13 protein-coding genes are annotated in these 15,836 nt (G+C 65.8%); 8 read left to right on the top strand and 5 right to left on the bottom strand.

Going from position 1 to position 15,836, the window contains the following annotated elements; translation table 11 throughout:
- Positions 1–18 precede the first annotated feature (18 nt).
- The 5 genes from EAH84_RS11110 to EAH84_RS11090 all read left to right on the top strand — a co-directional run bounded on the left by EAH84_RS11110 (position 19) and on the right by EAH84_RS11090 (position 5,510).
- Positions 19–498 carry a dihydrofolate reductase gene (locus EAH84_RS11110; protein WP_140871939.1) on the top strand — a complete coding sequence of 160 codons (480 nt, stop codon included), beginning with the start codon at positions 19–21 and terminating at the stop codon, positions 496–498.
- Between the two features lie 48 nt (positions 499–546).
- A complete protein-coding gene (locus EAH84_RS11105) occupies positions 547–1,470 on the top strand; it encodes a bifunctional riboflavin kinase/FAD synthetase (RefSeq protein WP_140871937.1) in 924 nt (307 codons plus the stop codon).
- A 201-nt stretch (positions 1,471–1,671) separates the two neighbouring features.
- Positions 1,672–4,605, top strand: coding sequence for an isoleucine--tRNA ligase (gene ileS, locus EAH84_RS11100; protein WP_140871935.1), 2,934 nt, complete (start codon positions 1,672–1,674; stop codon positions 4,603–4,605).
- The gene (gene lspA, locus EAH84_RS11095) at positions 4,598–5,107 is read left to right on the top strand and encodes a signal peptidase II (RefSeq protein WP_140871933.1); all 510 of its coding nucleotides are present in this window, start codon (positions 4,598–4,600) and stop codon (positions 5,105–5,107) included. Before ileS ends, lspA begins: the two co-directional genes overlap by 8 nt.
- A complete protein-coding gene (locus EAH84_RS11090; RefSeq protein ID WP_140871931.1) occupies positions 5,100–5,510 on the top strand; it encodes a DUF3035 domain-containing protein in 411 nt (136 codons plus the stop codon). The genes lspA and EAH84_RS11090 overlap by 8 nt, the downstream gene beginning before the upstream one ends.
- Positions 5,511–5,559: 49 nt before the next feature.
- Here the strand turns inward: EAH84_RS11090 and EAH84_RS11085 are convergent, their stop codons facing one another.
- The 5 genes from EAH84_RS11085 to EAH84_RS11065 all read right to left on the bottom strand — a co-directional run bounded on the left by EAH84_RS11085 (position 5,560) and on the right by EAH84_RS11065 (position 11,580).
- Complete coding sequence (locus tag EAH84_RS11085; RefSeq protein WP_161978379.1) at positions 5,560–6,375, bottom strand: TorF family putative porin; 816 nt, start codon at positions 6,373–6,375, stop codon at positions 5,560–5,562.
- A gap of 197 nt (positions 6,376–6,572) precedes the next feature.
- The gene (locus tag EAH84_RS11080) at positions 6,573–7,853 is read right to left on the bottom strand and encodes a mechanosensitive ion channel family protein (protein WP_241656563.1); all 1,281 of its coding nucleotides are present in this window, start codon (positions 7,851–7,853) and stop codon (positions 6,573–6,575) included.
- Positions 7,850–9,064, bottom strand: a complete 1,215-nt coding sequence (gene metC / locus EAH84_RS11075) for a cystathionine beta-lyase (protein WP_140871927.1) — start codon at positions 9,062–9,064, stop codon at positions 7,850–7,852. Before metC ends, EAH84_RS11080 begins: the two co-directional genes overlap by 4 nt.
- Positions 9,065–9,168: 104 nt before the next feature.
- Complete coding sequence (gene sseA, locus EAH84_RS11070) at positions 9,169–10,008, bottom strand: 3-mercaptopyruvate sulfurtransferase (protein ID WP_140871925.1); 840 nt, start codon at positions 10,006–10,008, stop codon at positions 9,169–9,171.
- 30 nt (positions 10,009–10,038) lie between these two features.
- The gene (locus tag EAH84_RS11065; protein ID WP_140871923.1) at positions 10,039–11,580 is read right to left on the bottom strand and encodes a cryptochrome/photolyase family protein; all 1,542 of its coding nucleotides are present in this window, start codon (positions 11,578–11,580) and stop codon (positions 10,039–10,041) included.
- A 29-nt stretch (positions 11,581–11,609) separates the two neighbouring features.
- On the opposite strand from EAH84_RS11065, the gene queF reads away from it, so the two are divergent.
- From queF to EAH84_RS11050, 3 genes are all read left to right on the top strand, one after another.
- Entirely contained in the window at positions 11,610–12,056 is a 447-nt protein-coding gene (gene queF, locus EAH84_RS11060) for a preQ(1) synthase (protein ID WP_140871921.1), read from the top strand.
- Between the two features lie 165 nt (positions 12,057–12,221).
- Positions 12,222–14,492, top strand: a complete 2,271-nt coding sequence (locus tag EAH84_RS11055; RefSeq protein WP_140871919.1) for a glycosyltransferase family 4 protein — start codon at positions 12,222–12,224, stop codon at positions 14,490–14,492.
- Between the two features lie 47 nt (positions 14,493–14,539).
- Positions 14,540–15,823: a glycoside hydrolase family 130 protein gene (locus EAH84_RS11050; protein ID WP_140871917.1), complete on the top strand. Its 1,284-nt coding sequence runs from the start codon at positions 14,540–14,542 to the stop codon at positions 15,821–15,823.
- The last annotated feature ends 13 nt before the right edge of the window (positions 15,824–15,836 follow it).

Genomic DNA, 15,836 nt, shown 5'->3' with positions numbered 1-15,836 from the left:
CGCGGGCAAGACGGCGCGATGATCACCTTCATCCTCGCGCGCGCCGACAACGGCGTCATTGGCGCCGACGGCCAACTGCCATGGCGGCTGCCCGCCGACCTCCGCCGGTTCAAGGCGCTGACGATGGGCAAGCCGATGGTGATGGGGCGCAAGACGTTCGAGAGTTTCCCCGCACCGCTGCCGGGGCGGCGGCATATCGTCCTGACCCGCGACCGCACCTGGGCGGCGGCGGGGGCGGAGGTGGTCCATTCGGTGGCCGAAGCGCTGGCGCTGGCGGGGAACGATGTCGCCGTCATCGGCGGCGCGGATATTTTTTCACTGTTCCTGGATCGCGCGGATCGGATCGAACTGACCGAGGTCCACGCCGCTCCCGTCGGCGACGCCGTGGTGCCGCCCTTCGTTGGCTGGGAGGAGGTAGCGCGCGAGGATCATGCGGCGGAGGGGGAGCGCCCTGCTCATAGCTTCGTGACGCTCGTGGCGGCGGCGTCCCGCGCGTGATCCGCGCGGGGATTGTCCCGGTGCGGGTGGCCCCGTAAGGCCAGCGCCATGCAGCGGCTCGACGGCGGCTCGCCGATTCCGCCGGAGTTCGCGCGGGGGATCGTCGCGCTCGGCAATTTTGACGGATTCCATCTCGGCCACCAGGCGGTGGTCGGGCGAGCGGTGGCACGCGCGCGGGCGGAGGGGCGGCCCGCGCTGGTCGCGACCTTCGATCCGCACCCGGTGCGGCTGTTCCGCCCCAAAACGCCGCCGTTCCGGCTGACGACACTCGACCAGCGCGAGGCGTTGTTTGGCGCGGCGGGGGTCGATGCGATGATCGTGTTCCATTTCGATCGCGCGCTAGCGGCGCTGACCGCGGAAGAATTCGTCGTGCAGCGATTGGTCGATGCGCTGCGCGTCGGCGGCGTGGTAACCGGCGAGGACTTCACCTTCGGCAAGGGCAAGAGCGGCGATGTCGCGACGCTGGCGCGCGCAGGGGCGGCACATGGCTTTTCGGCGGAAACGGTCGGGCCGGTGACGCTGGACGGCGAGACGGTGTCGTCGACGTCCATCCGCGCCGCGCTGCGCACCGGCGATACCGCGACCGCGACGCGGCTGTTGACGCGACCGTTCGCGATCCACGGCGTCGTCCAGCATGGCGACAAGGTGGGGCGGACGATCGGCTATCCGACCGCGAACATCGATCTCGGCAATTACCTGCGCCCGGCATACGGCATCTATGCGGTGTCCGGTCGGCTGGCGGACGGGCGGATGCTGAAAGGCGCGGCCAACCTCGGCGTCAGGCCGACCTTCGATCCGCCGAAGGAATTGCTCGAGCCGCATTTCTTCGATTTCGACGGCGATTTATATGGGCAGGAGATCGAGGTGGCGCTGGTCGCCTACCTGCGGCCCGAAGCGAAATTCAACAGCCTCGAGGCGCTGACCGCGCAGATGGACGCCGACTGCACGCGGGCGCGGGTGATCCTCGGCTAGAAGACTGGTTCGCGCAGAGGCGCAGAGGACGCAGAGGTTTTTGGGTGTATCGTCCGCGCCAGCGGAATGTATTCTCTGACGATCGTTTGGCATGAGGGCCGCTGCGCGGCAGGCGGGACACCTCTGCGTCCTCTGCGCCTCTGCGCGATCCATCTTCGCTATTTGTGTAACCCCGACACCGCCGCTACAGCGCGCGGACCTATGACCGACGCCACCGACTATAAAGACACCGTCTTCCTGCCGAAGACCGATTTCCCCATGAAGGCGGGGCTCGCCGCGAAGGAGCCGGCGATCCTGGAGCGCTGGGCGCGGCTCGGGATCTACGATCGGCTGCGCGAACAGCGTGCGGGGCGCGAGCGGTTCATCCTGCATGATGGCCCGCCCTACGCCAATGGCGACATCCACATGGGTCATGCCATGAACAAGGTGCTCAAGGACATCATCGTCCGCAGCCAGTCGCTGCTCGGCAAGGATGCGCCTTATGTGCCCGGGTGGGATTGCCACGGCCTGCCGATCGAGTGGAAGGTCGAGGAACAATATCGCGCCAAGAAGCTCAACAAGGACGAGGTGCCCGTCGCGCAATTCCGCGAGGAATGCCGCGCCTATGCGCAGAAATGGGTCGATATCCAGCGCCCGCAGTTCGAGCGGCTGGGGGTGATGGGCGACTGGGCCGACCCGTATCTGACGATGAAGTTCGAGGCCGAGGCCGCGATCGTCGGGGAACTGCTGAAGTTCGCCGAAAGCGGGCAGCTGTATCGCGGTGCCAAGCCGGTGATGTGGTCGCCGGTAGAGAAGACCGCGCTCGCCGAGGCCGAGGTCGAATATGAGGACGTGGTCTCGACGCAGATCGACGTCGCGTTCGAGATCACGGAAGCGCCGAACGCGCCCGAACTGGTCGGCGCGCATGCGGTGATCTGGACGACGACGCCGTGGACGATCCCGGTGAACCAGGCGCTGAGCTATGGGGAGCGGATCGCCTACTCGCGCCTGCTCGCGAGTGATGGTCGGAAGTACGTTGTCGCATTCGACCTCGTTGAAACGTTCCTCAAGCGCACTGGCCTGACCCTCCGGGACGAACTGGGAATGCCTGAGGATGGCGACGGACTTCTCCGTCGCGGTCTGGCAAATACTTTTATTGGCTCGCAACTCGAAGGTGCCGTCGCCCGTCACCCGATGCACCATCTCGGTGGGTTCTTCGCGAAACCCCGTCCGTTCCTCCCCGGCGATTTCGTCACCACCGATGCGGGCACCGGGCTCGTTCACATGGCGCCCGACCATGGCGAGGACGATTTCCTGCTGTGCAAGCAGTACGGCATTGATCCGGTGTTCGCGGTCGATGGCGCAGGGATGTATCGCGCCGATTGGGCGTGGCTCGGCGGGCAGGGCAGCGTGATCAACAAGAAGTTCGTCGCTGCCGACGGGCCGATCTGTTCGGACCTGAGCGACGCGGGGGCGCTGATCGCCGCGTCGGACGATTTCGCGCACAGTTATCCGCATTCGTGGCGGTCGAAGGCGAAGGTGATCTTCCGCGCGACCCCGCAGTGGTTCATTCCGATGGACCGGGCGGAAGGCCCCTCTCCCCTTGTGGGAGAGGGAGGGGCCCGCTCGGCGTCAGCCGAGTGGGAGCGTGAGGGGGACGACTCGAGCCTCACTCCCCCTCACCCTTCCGGCGCTTCGCGCCTCCCTCCCTCTCCCACAGGGGGAGAGGGAAACGGCGCAACGCTGCGCGAAATCGCGCTCGATTCGATCGCGCGGACGCGGTGGGTGCCGGCGCGCAGCGAAAACCGGATTCGGTCGATGGTCGAGGGGCGGCCCGATTGGGTGATCTCGCGCCAGCGCGCGTGGGGGGTGCCGATCGCGCTCTACGTCAACCGCGCGAGCGGTGCGTATCTCAACGATCCCGCGGTCAACCAGCGGATCATCGGTGCGTTCAAGAACGGCGGGGCGGATGCGTGGTTCACCGCGGATCATGCCGAGCTGCTCGGCCCCGACTACGATCTCGCCGACTGGGTGCCGCAGCAGGACATCCTCGACGTGTGGTTCGATTCGGGGTCGACCCACGTCTTCGTGATCGAGGCGCGGTACGGCGAGGGCGTGCGCGCCAACCTGTATCTGGAGGGCTCCGACCAGCATCGCGGGTGGTTCCAGTCGTCGCTGCTCGAATCGTCGGGCACGCGCGGGCGCGCGCCGTATGATGCGGTGCTGACGCATGGCTTCGCGCTCGACGGGCAGGGGCGCAAAATGTCGAAGTCGCTCGGCAACGTCGTCGATCCGCTGAAAGTCATCCAGGAATCGGGCGCGGATATCCTGCGGATGTGGGTCGCGTCGACCGATTATTTCGACGATGTGAAGATCGGCAAGGAGGTGCTCGGCACCGCCAGCGACGCCTATCGAAAGCTGCGCAACACCTTCCGTTATCTGCTCGGCGCGCTCGACGGGTTCAGCGACGACGAGAAGGTCGCGGTCGCCGACATGCCCGAGCTGGAGCGCTATGTGCTCCACCGCTTGGCGATGATCGATACCGAGCTGCAGCAGGCCGCGACGGGGTATGAGTTCAACAAATATATCCGCCTGCTGACCGATTTCGCGCAGGACGATTTGTCGGCGTTCTTCTTCGATATCCGCAAGGATTCGCTCTATTGCGACGCGCCGTCGGACATGAAGCGGCGCGCGTATCGGACGGTGCTCGACCTGCTGTTCCACGCGCTGGTGCGTTACGCCGCGCCGATCCTGTGCTTCACCGCCGAGGAAGTGTGGCAGGCGCGGTTCCCCAGCGAGGACGGGTCGGTGCATTATCTTGAATGGCCCGAGCTGCCCGAGGTTACGGGTGGCACCGCCGCGGACTGGTCCGCAGTGCGGCGGCTGCGCGAGACGGTGACCGAGGCGATCGAGCCGCTGCGCCGCGAGAAGACCGTGCGATCGAGCCTGGAGGCGGAGGTGACGGTGCCGTCGCTGCCGATGGTGGCAGACGCGCTGGCGGAGGTGTTCATCGTGGCGAAAATATCCGCGGGCGATACGTTGACCGTGACCCGGACCGATTATCATAAATGCGGGCGCTGCTGGCGGCTGCTACCCGAGGTGACCGAAGACGGCAGGTTGTGCGATCGGTGTACGGAGGTGCTGGCTCATGCGTAACACACCGATGGCCGGGTTCATCACCGCCGCGATCCTGTTCGTCGCCGACCAGGCGAGCAAGCTGGGGATCACCCAGGGGCTGAAGCTCAGCGACCTGACCGACGTCATCCGGATCACGCCGTTCTTCAACCTGCGCTTCGTCGCGAATCATGGCGTGTCGCTGGGGCTGCTCCACGCCGATTCAGACCCGATGCGCTGGGCGCTGGTCGCGCTGACCGCCGCGATCGCGGCGGGCGTCGCGGTGTGGATTACCCGCGAAACCAAGCGTGCGGACCAGATCGCGCTCGGCGCCATCCTGGGTGGCGCGATCGGGAATATCATCGATCGCGTCCGGCTGGGCTATGTCGTCGACTTCGCCGATCTGCATATCGGCGACTGGCGACCGTTTCTGGTCTTCAATGTCGCCGACGCAGCGATTACACTGGGGGTGCTCGTGCTGCTTGTCCGCGCGCTCCTGATACGCGACAAGCATGACGACCTCACGGAGAATTCCCATGCGTAAGATTGTACCAATCGCCCTCGGTCTCGCCACCGTCGCGCTGCTCTCCGGCTGCGGCAAGCGCGGCTATGACCGCGCGCGGCCCGACGAATTCGCGGTCGCGCGACAGGCGCCGCTGGTGATCCCGCCCGATTTTGCGCTGGTGCCACCGCAGCCCGGCGTCGCGCGGGTCCAGGATTCGACCAGCCAGCAGCAGACGCTCGAGGCGCTGTTCGGCAGCAATACCGCGCGTAGTGCGGTGGAGAACGCGACGATCAACCAGGCTGGGGGCGACGCCGCCGATCCCGGGATCCGGTCGCTGGTCGGCGATGCGGCGACGAACGTCGTCGACAAGGGCGCCACCACCCGCGACATCGTCGCCGCGCCGCAGGGTGATGGCCAGGACGTGCGCGTCGGCGCGCAGTAGCCGTCGCCGTCGGGATCGGGGAGCGCCCGTGCGGCACTCCCCGTGCGGATCAGAAGCTCGCGCCGATATAGCCTAGCACCGTCGATCCGCGGCCCAGCTCGGACGCGAAGCCGTTCCGGCCGAATCCGGGCAAGCGGGTGTTCGAGATGTCGGTGTCGATATAGCTGACGCCGAGCTTGAACGGGCCGCGGACGGCCTCTGCGGTGAGCGACCAGTCGTAGTAATTATTGTCGTTGGAGCCCGGCGCGTTGACCGAGCCGAGCGACCCGCTCGAATAGCCAAGGTGTGCCTTGAGCGTGACCGGCGTCGTCGGAATGCCGACCGAACCTTCGCCGAAGACATAGATGTTATCGTCGTTGCCGCCCTTGACATCGAACCCCGCCAGCCCGCTCTGGCCGCCCCAGGCATAGGCGGCGCCGAGCTTGGTCGCGACCGGGCCGATCGTGTAGGTGAACGAGGCATAGGGTTCGAAGAAGTCGGTGTGCTGGCCGTCCACCCCGCCCGGATAATAATAATAGAGCAGCCCGACATCGGTACCGATGCCGTTCGACAGCGCTTTGGTGAAGCCGCCGTACAGATCGACCTCGGCATCGCCGTACCCGGTCAGCGCGGGAGTGCGGCCCGACCCATCGATGTTGGAGATGAAGGTGCCGATGTAGAACCCCGATTTATGGTTGATGTTGATCGTCGACTCGACCGCGACGTCGCCATCGGTCTGGGTGAGGCCGCGGAACCGATAATCGGTGAGCAACGTGACGCTGCCCGTCGCGGTGATCGCCTTGGGCGGGGCGGTGTCGTCCTGCGCGAACGCGGGGGCGGCGGTGGCGAGCGCGAAGCCGCCAAGGAGGAGAGTGGTGAAGCGCATCGTATCCCTTTCGAATCGGAAGGCCGATGTCCCCGCCTGCATGTGAAGGTGACCCTGTCTGCGGGCGCGATGGCCCGTGCACGATCTTCGCTTCGACGGGGTCACCATGCCAGTTCCTGCTGCATTGCACAAGAATTTGTTGCGCATTCGTGACGATCGCCGACCGATTGTTGCTTTCGCGCCGCAGGCCGGCACGATCATTGGTCCGACGGCGTCACGCTCGATCGAATGTGGACGTCGCGCTGCGGGAACGGGATTTCGATGCCATGTTCCTTGAACATCCACCACAGCCGGTTGAGCACGTCGGAGCGAACGTTGCCGACGCCGCTTTCGGGATCGGTGATCCACGCCAGGATTTCATGGTCGACCGAACTGTCGCCGAATCCCGATAGCCAGACGTTGGGCTTGGGGGTGTCGAGCACGCGCGGGCTGTCACTCGCGGCCTTGAGCATGAGTTCCTGCGCGAGCTTGAGGTCGCAATCGTAGGACACGCCGACCGGGATGCGGACGCGGACGTTGCGATCCGAATAGGACCAGTTTTCCACCTCCTGCGTCATCAGATTCTCGTTCGGAATCAGATGCTCCTTGCCGTCGCGCGTGACGACCGAGACCGCGCGGACGCCGATCTTGTTGACCCAGCCGAAGCTGTCGCCGACGACGATGACGTCGCCCGGCTTGATCGACCGGTCCATCAGCAGGATGATCCCGGCGATCAGGTTGCCGACGGTCTTCTGGAGACCGAACCCGACCGCCAGCCCGAGCGCGCCACCGAAGACCGCGAACGCGGTCAGATCGATGTTTAGCATGTCGATGCCGATGAAGAACGCCGCGATGATGACCGCGATCGAGGCGAGTTTCTGCGCGAGCAGTTTCTGTGTCGGATCGAACGCCTTGGAGCGGGTAATCGAGTGGCTGACCACGCGATTCGCCAGCCGGACCACCGCGATCAGCGCGACCCCGGTGATCAGGATCGTGACCAGCCAGAGCAGCGACAGCCGACGCTTGCCGACGTTGAAGCCGACCATATCGAGCGTGTTGGTGATCGCGTCGAGCCCGCCGACCGACCGGCTGAACAGCGCGACGAAGATGATCGCGGCGATGATCCACGCCATCCACCGCGCGATGCCGAGACCACGCAGCACCTGTTGTGCGAAGAGTGCGGCTGCAACGCCGAGCGCCAGCCCGATCGGCGCGCCCGCGATCGGGGGCCAGGGATAAGCGTTGACGATGATCGCGAGCAGGATCGCGGCGACCCCGTGGCGCACGATCTGGGTCATCCGCGGCCCGAGTCCCTCGCCGTGGCTGGCGACATGGGTCGCCCATAGGTCGGTGAACCGGGGGCCGATCTTGCGCCCCGCGAACACGCCGATCGCGAGCGCCAGCAAGACCAGCCCGCCCGCGATCGCGAGTTCGATCATGTTCTGTTGCGACGGCACGGTGAGGCCGTTGGTGGCGAACCAGCGGGTGATGTTGTTCATGCCATCGTCCCGCGGAATGCGGCCAAGCCGCGCTCGAGATCGGCGATCAGGTCGTCGGGATCCTCGAGTCCGATCTGGAGCCGGACGAGCGGCCCGGCGTCATCGCGCGCGGTCGCGCTGCGGTGGCGCGCGGGGTCGACCGGCAGCGCGAGGCTTTCGAACCCGCCCCAGCTATAGCCGATTCCGAACAGGTCGAGCGTGTCGATGAACGCGGCGCGCGCCGCGTCGTCGCCGCCTTGGAACACGAACGAGAACAACCCGCTCGATCCGGTGAAGTCGCGGACGAAATGGTCATGCCCGGGACACGAGGCGAAGGCCGGGTGAAGGATGCGCGCGACCTCTGGCCGGGTATCGAGCCACGTCGCGATCCGGAGCGCGCTCGCCTGGTGCTGCGCGAGACGCACCGCCATCGTTCGCAAGCCCCGGCTGGCGAGCCAGGCGTCGTCGGGGCTGACGCACTGGCCGAGCTGGAAACTAGTGTCGCGCAATTGCGCAAAATAATCGTCGGTCGCGGTCACCGACCCCATCATGACGTCGGAATGGCCGACGACATATTTGGTGCAGGCAAGAATCGTCAGGTCGATGCCGTGGTCGATCGCGCGAAAATAGAGCGGGGTCGCCCAGGTGTTGTCGAGCAGCGTGACGAGGCCGCGCGTCTTCGCCACCGCGACGATCGCGGGGATGTCCTGCACCTCGAAGGTCAGGCTGCCGGGGCTTTCGAGGAAGATGGCGCGGGTGTTGTCGCCGATCAGGTCGGCGATCCCTGCGCCGACCAGCGGATCGTAGAATCGCGTCGTGACGCCGAAACGCTTGAGCAGCGACAGCGCCATCGACCGCGTCGGGTCATAGGCGCTGTCGACGAGCAACAGTTCGTCACCGGGCGACAGCACCGCCATCAGCGCCGCGGCGATCGCGGCGACGCCTGATGGGTAGAGAAACGTCCCCGCCGCGCCGGGTTCGAGCGCGGTCAGCGCATCGGCGAGCGACCATTGGGTCGGCGTCCCCTTGCGCCCGTAGAACAGCCGATGCGGTTCGCCCTGGCGCGCGCCCGCGCGCAACGATGCGACATCGTCGTAGAGGATCGTCGAGGCACGCCAGACGGGTGGGTTGACGATCCCGCGGCCCTGGCCGTCATGCGTCCATTCCGCACGCCGACCGGCGGTGACGACGCGGGTCGCGTCGGCGATGGCTCGTGGAGGAACGTCAGCCATGTCCTTATTTCACCGCTCGCCCTGAGCTTGTCGCAGGGCGTTGCGCGCCCCAGCGTGCTTCGACAGGCTCAGCACGAACAGAAAGCTGGGGCGGCGGCATCCTCTCATGCGGTGCCCGTCACCTTCGGCGTCGAACGATCGGCGCCCCATTCGGACCAACTGCCGTCGTACAGCGCAGCGTCGTTGCCGAGCAGGTGGAGCCCGAAGGCGAGCACCGACCCGGTGATTCCAGATCCACAGGTCGTTACAATCGGCTTTTCCATATCAACCCCCGCCTCGGCGAACGCCGACGCCAGCGCGTCGCCGGTCTTCCACGTGGCATCGGCGTTGAAGAGCCGATCATACGGGAGGTTCTTCGATCCCGGGATGTGGCCGGCGTGGGTCGCGGGGCGAGGGTCGGGCTCCTCGCCGGTGAAGCGCGCCGCCGAGCGCGCGTCGACGACCTGTTCGGCGCCGCTGCCGATGTTCGTCTTCATCTGGTCGAGCGTCCGGACGCCCTTGTCGTCGGCCCACACGGTGAAGTGACGGTGGCGCAGCTGCTCCTTGCCCGAAGCGGTGTCGCGCCCCTCCGCCTGCCATTTGGCGAGCCCGCCATCGAGGATCGCGACATCGTGCGCGCCGAAAGTGCGCAGCATCCACCACGCGCGCGCCGCAGTGTGCCAGGGCGAGCTGTCGTAGATGACGATGCGGCTGCCGTCGCCGAGCCCGAGGGTCTGCATCCGGCTCGCGAATTTCTCCGCGGTCGGCAGCATCATCGGCAGATCGCTGTCGGTGTCGCGCAATTCGGCGAGGTTCATGAATACCGCGCCGGGAATGTGCGCCGCCTCATAGTCCGCCGCCGGGTCGCGACCCAGCGCGGGGTCGAGATACGTCGCATCGACGATCCGCAAGTCGCTCGCCGCCAGTTCGCCTGCCAGCCATTCGGTCGTCACCAACGCGTCCATGACATCTTCCTCCTCGGGTTATGCCGCGTCCTAGCCAGCCGCGCCGTCGGCGTCGAGTGATGTCAGGAACGCCGCGGCCTGCGCGCGGGTTGCGCGGCGCTCCGCGTCCGGCTGCTTCGCCCAGTTGCGATAGGGCAGCGCGAGCCGCGGGTTGGCACCGAGCTTGTCCGCGTGCCGCGCAAGAAAATCCCAATACAGCGCGTTGAACGGGCAGGCGTTCTCACCGACCCGCTGTTTCACGTCGTAGCGGCAATGCCCGCAATAATCGGACATCCGGTTGATGTACGCGCCGGACGAGATGTACGGCTTGGTGCCGACGATGCCGCCGTCGCCGAACTGGCTCATCCCCAGCGTGTTGGGCAGTTCGACCCATTCATAGGCGTCGAGGTAGATTTCGAGATACCAGCGGTGGACCGCGGCGGGATCGGTGCCGATCAATAGCGCGAAATTGCCGGTGACCATCAGCCGCTGGATATGGTGAGCGTGCGCGGTCTCGAGCGTCTGGCCGATCGCCTGCGCCAGGCAATGCATATCGGTCTCGCCGGTCCAGTACCAGTCGGGGAGGGGGCGGTGATGATCGAGGAAGTTGCGCTCGACGTAAGCGGGGCCTTCGCGCCAATACACCCCGCGCATGAATTCGCGCCACCCGATGATCTGGCGGATATAACCCTCGACCGAATTGAGCGGCGCGCGCCCGGCGCTATATGCCGCCTCGGCGCGGCGACACAGGTCGAGCGGATCGAGCAGCCCCGAATTGAGATAGGGCGACAGGATCGAATGCCACAGATTCGGCTCGCCGGTGAGCATCGCGTCCTCGTACGCGCCGAAATCGGCGAGCGCGTGCGCGAAGAACGCGTCGGCCTGGCGTGCGGCATCGGCGGCGGTGACGCCCCAGGCGAAACCGTCGAGCGTGCCGGGGTGGTCCGCGAACCGATCGGCGACCAGCGCGAGCACGCCGCGCGTCGTATCGTCCGGATCGAAGCGAAGCGGGCGGGGCATCATCAGGTCGCGCTTGGCGGGCTTGCGGTTGTCCTTGTCGAAGTTCCAGCGCCCGCCGACCGGATCGTTGCCGTCCATCAACAGTCCGGTCTTGCGGCGCATGTCGCGGTAGAAAAATTCCATCGTCAGCGTCTTGCGCCCGTCCGCCCAGGCGTCGAATTCGGCGTGGTCGGCGACGAAGCGGCGATCGGCGCGAATGTCGACGGGGATCCCGAACAGCGTTTCCCACGCGTCGATCATCGCGGCGACGCGCCATTCGCCCGCTTCGGTCACCACGATGCGGTCGGGCAAGTGGCGTTCGATCGCGCGCCCGATCTCGCCGGTGAAGCTGCCGCTGTTGTCAACGTCGTCAAGCGCGACGTAATCGATCTTCCACCCCAGATCGCGCAGGTGCGCGGCATGATGGCGCATTGCCGAGAGAATATAGGCGAGCTTTTGCTGGTGGTGGCGGACATAGGTCGTCTCGTCGGCGACCTCCATCATCAGCACGATTGTATCCGCGTGGGCCGCGCCGTCGAGCGCGCTGATCGTCGGGGTGAGTTGATCGCCGAGAATGGGGACGAGCGTTTTCATTGCTGCACTGCCGTTATAAGGGACACGCCATGACCCCGAAATTTCTTGGCCAGTCGGCGCCCCTGCCTGCCTCTCCCGACGAAGCGACGCTCGATTATGTTCCCAATCCACGGATCGGGACCACGTATCTGGTGCGGTTCGCGGTGCCCGAATTCACCTCGCTCTGCCCGGTCACCGGCCAGCCCGATTTCGCGCATCTGGTGATCGATTACGTCCCCGGCGAGACGATCGTCGAATCGAAATCGCTCAAGCTGTTCCTGGGCAGTTTCCGCAACCATTGCGCGTTTCACGAGGATTGCACAGTCGGAATCGGGCAGCGGTTGGCGGCCGAGATGATGCCGGCGTGGCTGCGAATCGGCGGCTATTGGTATCCGCGCGGTGGCATCCCGATTGACGTGTTCTGGCAGTCGGGCGCGCCGCCTGAAGACCTGTGGTTGCCCGATCAGGGGGTGACCCCCTACCGCGGTCGCGGCTGAGGTCGGGACCGCCTCCGGCCACCGGGGGTTCGCCGTCGAGTTGATCTCGCTCAGCGCATTTTCTCTATTGCACTGCAGCATTCGCGCAACCATCTTGGCCATTATCGGTTCGTTCAGGTGTGGACAGCGGCCCGTCGTCGCTCCCGCACACGCGAAGGAACTCACATGGCGAAACCGCATACCCTGGCCCCCATCACGCATCTGGCGATGATCGGCAATTTCCTGCCCCGCCAGTGCGGCATCGCGACCTTCACGACCGACGTCTATCAGGCGATGCGCAATCGGTGCCCCGATATCCAGGTCGACGTCTATGCGATGGACGATCACCCCGGGCGCTATGACTATCCCGCGGCGGTCGTCGGCGCGATCCCGCAGGACGACCTGTCCGCCTATGTCGACACCGCGCGCACGATCGAGAACAGCGGCGCGCAGGCGATCTGGCTCCAGCACGAATATGGCATCTTCGGCGGCGCGGCGGGGGATCACATCCTGACGCTGCTCGATCGCACGACGCTGCCGCTGGTGGTGACGCTCCACACCGTGCTCGAAAAGCCGTCCGCCGACGAACGCCGCGTGCTGGAAGGGCTGTTGCGTCGCGCCGCGAAGATCGTCGTGATGGCGGAGCGTGGGCGCGAAATCCTGGCGCGGGTCTATGGGGCGAGCGGCAAGCAGATCGTGATGATCCCGCACGGCGTGCCCGATCGCGCGTTCGTCGATCCCGACACGTTGAAGGACCAGTTCGGCTGGGCCGGGCGCGAGGTGATCCTGACATTCGGCCTGCTCGCACCCGGCAAAGGCATCGAGACGATGATCGAGGCGCTGCCCACGGTGAAGGCGATGCACCCGACCCTGCTCTACGTCGTGCTCGGCGCGACCCACCCCAATCTGGTGGCGCAAGAGGGCGAGAAATATCGCGACCGGTTGAAGGCGCAGGCAGCCGAATTGGGGGTCGCGGACAATATCGAATTCATCGACGCCTTCGTCGAACACAACGAATTGCTCGACTACCTCCAGGCGTCGGACATCTACGCGACGCCGTATCTCAACCCCGCGCAGATCACGAGCGGGACGCTGTCGTACGCGGTCGGGGTCGGCAAGGCGGTGATCTCGACGCCGTATGTTCACGCGACCGAAATCCTCGCCGACGGGCATGGCGTTCTGGTGCCGTTCCGCGACAGCGCTGCGTTCGCGCGCGAGATCGAGACGCTGCTGTCGAGCCCGCGCGATCGTAAGCGGCTGTCGGAGCGCGCGTATGTGCGTGGCCGCACGATGATCTGGCCGCGGCTGGTCGAGGCGACGCTGGCCGAGACCAAGATCGCGGTCGCCGCCAAGCCGCGGCGAATCGCGCTGCCCGATGTCGCGCAGACCGTTCTTGCCCCTGATATCGCCGCGGTCGAGCGGATGAGCGACGCGACGGGCATGCTCCAGCATTCGATCTATTCGGTTCCCGACCGCCGTCACGGCTATTGCATCGACGATAATGCCCGCGCGCTGATGCTGATGAGCGCGGTGCCCGATCTCGATCCCGAGCGGCGCGACAAGTGGATGACGATCTATGCCTCGTTCGTCCAATATGCCTGGAATCCCGAGGCGCGGCGGTTCCGCAATTTCATGAATTTTGACCGGACCTGGTGTGAGGATGTTGGGTCCGAGGATTCGAACGGCCGCGCGATCTGGGCGTTGGGTGTGACCGCGCGCGATGCGCAGGACAAGAAACATCGCGACTGGGCGATGCGGTTCTTCGATGAAACTGCCAGCCTGGCGCTCGACCTGGGATCCCTGCGCGCGCAATCATTTGCGATGCTCGGCGCGGCGGCGATGCTGGAGGCGCGCCCCGGTCACGATCTGGCGCTATCGATCCTGAAGCGGTTTCCCGACGACCATCTCGCGTTGCTCGCCGAGGCGCGGCGTCCCGATTGGCACTGGTTCGAAATCGTGCTGGCGTATGACAATGCCCGGCTGCCCGAAGCCTTGATCCGCGCGGGCGGTGCGCTCGAACGGCAGGATTTGGTCGATTGCGGGCTGGCGACGCTGGGGTGGATCGTCGAGAAGCAGACCTCGCCGCACGGGCGGTTCCGGGCGGTCGGCACCGAGACCTTCCATCGGCCCTATGCCGAGCCGTTGAAGTTCGACCAGCAGCCGCTCGAAGCGCAGGCGACGGTCGACGCGTGCCTCGCGGCGTTTGCCGCTACCGGCGATCCGCACTGGTCGGTCGAGGCACAGCGCGCCTATGCCTGGTATCTCGGCGCGAACGACCTGGGGCTGCCGCTGGCGACCGCGACGGATGGTGGTTGTTTCGACGGTCTGATGCCGACCGGTTTGAACCGCAATCAGGGTGCCGAGTCGATTTTGGCGCTGCAATTGGCAAGCTGTGCCATTTCTGGGGTTTCAACTTCGGGTCAAGGCGTGGCAGGGACAGACCGCGCCGTCGCTTGAGAAGTTAACGGCGTCCGGACTCGAGCGACGAAACGGACCCGTTTGCGATGGAAGAATATACCCACCGGCTGAAGCTGCACGCCGATCCGTCGCGCGTCGTCGTGCGGCCGTTTCATCTCGCCTGGGTGAGCAACGGCAGCGGCCCGAGCCGTACCCAGCGGCTGGTCGCCGAGGTGATGGAGATGTCCGACGCGGAAGCGCGCGACGGGCTCGAGGACGTGCTCAAGGATTTCGAGGCCCGCCACTGGCAGACCCGGCGGGTGTTCATGACCCGGTACGACGAAATCGAGGATCTGCTGGCGCTCAATGGCGCCGATATCGGTGATGTGAAGCGCCAGTTGATCGGTGCCTATTTCTGCCACGAATATAGCTATGCCGCAGCCGCGCTGATGAACCCCAGCGCGGTCCCGCATTTCGATCAGTCGGGGATGCCTAAGGGATCGATGCGGATCCTGATGAGCCTGCGCGCGGTGGGGGAGGGGCACATCTCGTCGGTCGCGTTCCGCGAAGGCATCATCACCGACAAATCGCAGTTGAAGCTCGCCACCGAACCGCCGTTCGCGACCGCGACCGACGTCATCGGGCGCAGCGAGGATCATGTCCCGACCGGCGCGGTGACGGTCTATCGCCATCGCGATTCGACGCTATCGGGCACCGTGATCTTCCCGATCACCGAAGCGCAGTCGAAAGGGCTGGAGGATTTGCGCCTCGTCCAGTTCACGCATGACGACGGCACCGTCGAATGGATCGGCACCTACACCGCGTACAACGGATCGGTGATCCAGTCCGAGCTGATGCGGACCCGGGATTTCCGCGCGTTCGACCTGGTGCCGATGACCGGCGGCGCGGCGCGCAACAAGGGCATGGCGCTGTTCCCGCGCAAGGTCGGCGGGCAATATATGATGATCGGGCGATCGGACGGCGAGAACCTGTTCCTGCTCAAATCCGACAGCCTCGACCATTGGGAGGACGGCGAAAAGATCCTGACCCCGGTGTACCCGTGGGAGCTCGTCCAGATCGGCAATTGCGGGCCGCCGATCGAGCTCGACGAGGGCTGGCTGCTGCTGACCCACGGCGTCGGCGCGATGCGCAAATATTCGATCGGCGCGGTGCTGCTCGACAAGGACGATCCCTCGAAGGTGCTACGCCGTACCCGCGAACCGATCCTGTCGGCGAAGGATCAGGACCGCGAGGGCTATGTCCCCAACGTCGTCTATTCGTGCGGCGCGATCAAGCACGGCGACCTGTTGTTCCTGCCCTATGGCATCGCGGACAGTTCGGTCGGGTTCGCGTTCGTGCCGATCAGCGAGATGCTCGCCGCGATGGAGTGACGAGCGGTGGCGG

The sequence above is a fragment of the Sphingomonas oligophenolica genome (genome assembly GCF_006438955.1).
GTDB lineage: Bacteria > Pseudomonadota > Alphaproteobacteria > Sphingomonadales > Sphingomonadaceae > Sphingomonas > Sphingomonas oligophenolica_A.
The sequence above is the reverse complement of the archived record's forward strand: the minus strand, read 5'-3'. Positions and strand labels throughout refer to the sequence as shown.

Bases quoted from the DNA above. Each gene is read 5' to 3' on its own strand.
- EAH84_RS11110 (WP_140871939.1), top strand. From the start codon at position 19: ATGATCACCTTCATCCTCGCGCGCGCCGACAACGGCGTCATTGGCGCC.
- EAH84_RS11105 (WP_140871937.1), top strand. From the start codon at position 547: ATGCAGCGGCTCGACGGCGGCTCGCCGATTCCGCCGGAGTTCGCGCGG.
- ileS (WP_140871935.1), top strand. From the start codon at position 1,672: ATGACCGACGCCACCGACTATAAAGACACCGTCTTCCTGCCGAAGACC.
- lspA (WP_140871933.1), top strand. From the start codon at position 4,598: ATGCGTAACACACCGATGGCCGGGTTCATCACCGCCGCGATCCTGTTC.
- EAH84_RS11090 (WP_140871931.1), top strand. From the start codon at position 5,100: ATGCGTAAGATTGTACCAATCGCCCTCGGTCTCGCCACCGTCGCGCTG.
- EAH84_RS11085 (WP_161978379.1), bottom strand. From the start codon at position 6,375: ATGCGCTTCACCACTCTCCTCCTTGGCGGCTTCGCGCTCGCCACCGCC.
- EAH84_RS11080 (WP_241656563.1), bottom strand. From the start codon at position 7,853: ATGAACAACATCACCCGCTGGTTCGCCACCAACGGCCTCACCGTGCCG.
- metC (WP_140871927.1), bottom strand. From the start codon at position 9,064: ATGGCTGACGTTCCTCCACGAGCCATCGCCGACGCGACCCGCGTCGTC.
- sseA (WP_140871925.1), bottom strand. From the start codon at position 10,008: ATGGACGCGTTGGTGACGACCGAATGGCTGGCAGGCGAACTGGCGGCG.
- EAH84_RS11065 (WP_140871923.1), bottom strand. From the start codon at position 11,580: ATGAAAACGCTCGTCCCCATTCTCGGCGATCAACTCACCCCGACGATC.
- queF (WP_140871921.1), top strand. From the start codon at position 11,610: ATGACCCCGAAATTTCTTGGCCAGTCGGCGCCCCTGCCTGCCTCTCCC.
- EAH84_RS11055 (WP_140871919.1), top strand. From the start codon at position 12,222: ATGGCGAAACCGCATACCCTGGCCCCCATCACGCATCTGGCGATGATC.
- EAH84_RS11050 (WP_140871917.1), top strand. From the start codon at position 14,540: ATGGAAGAATATACCCACCGGCTGAAGCTGCACGCCGATCCGTCGCGC.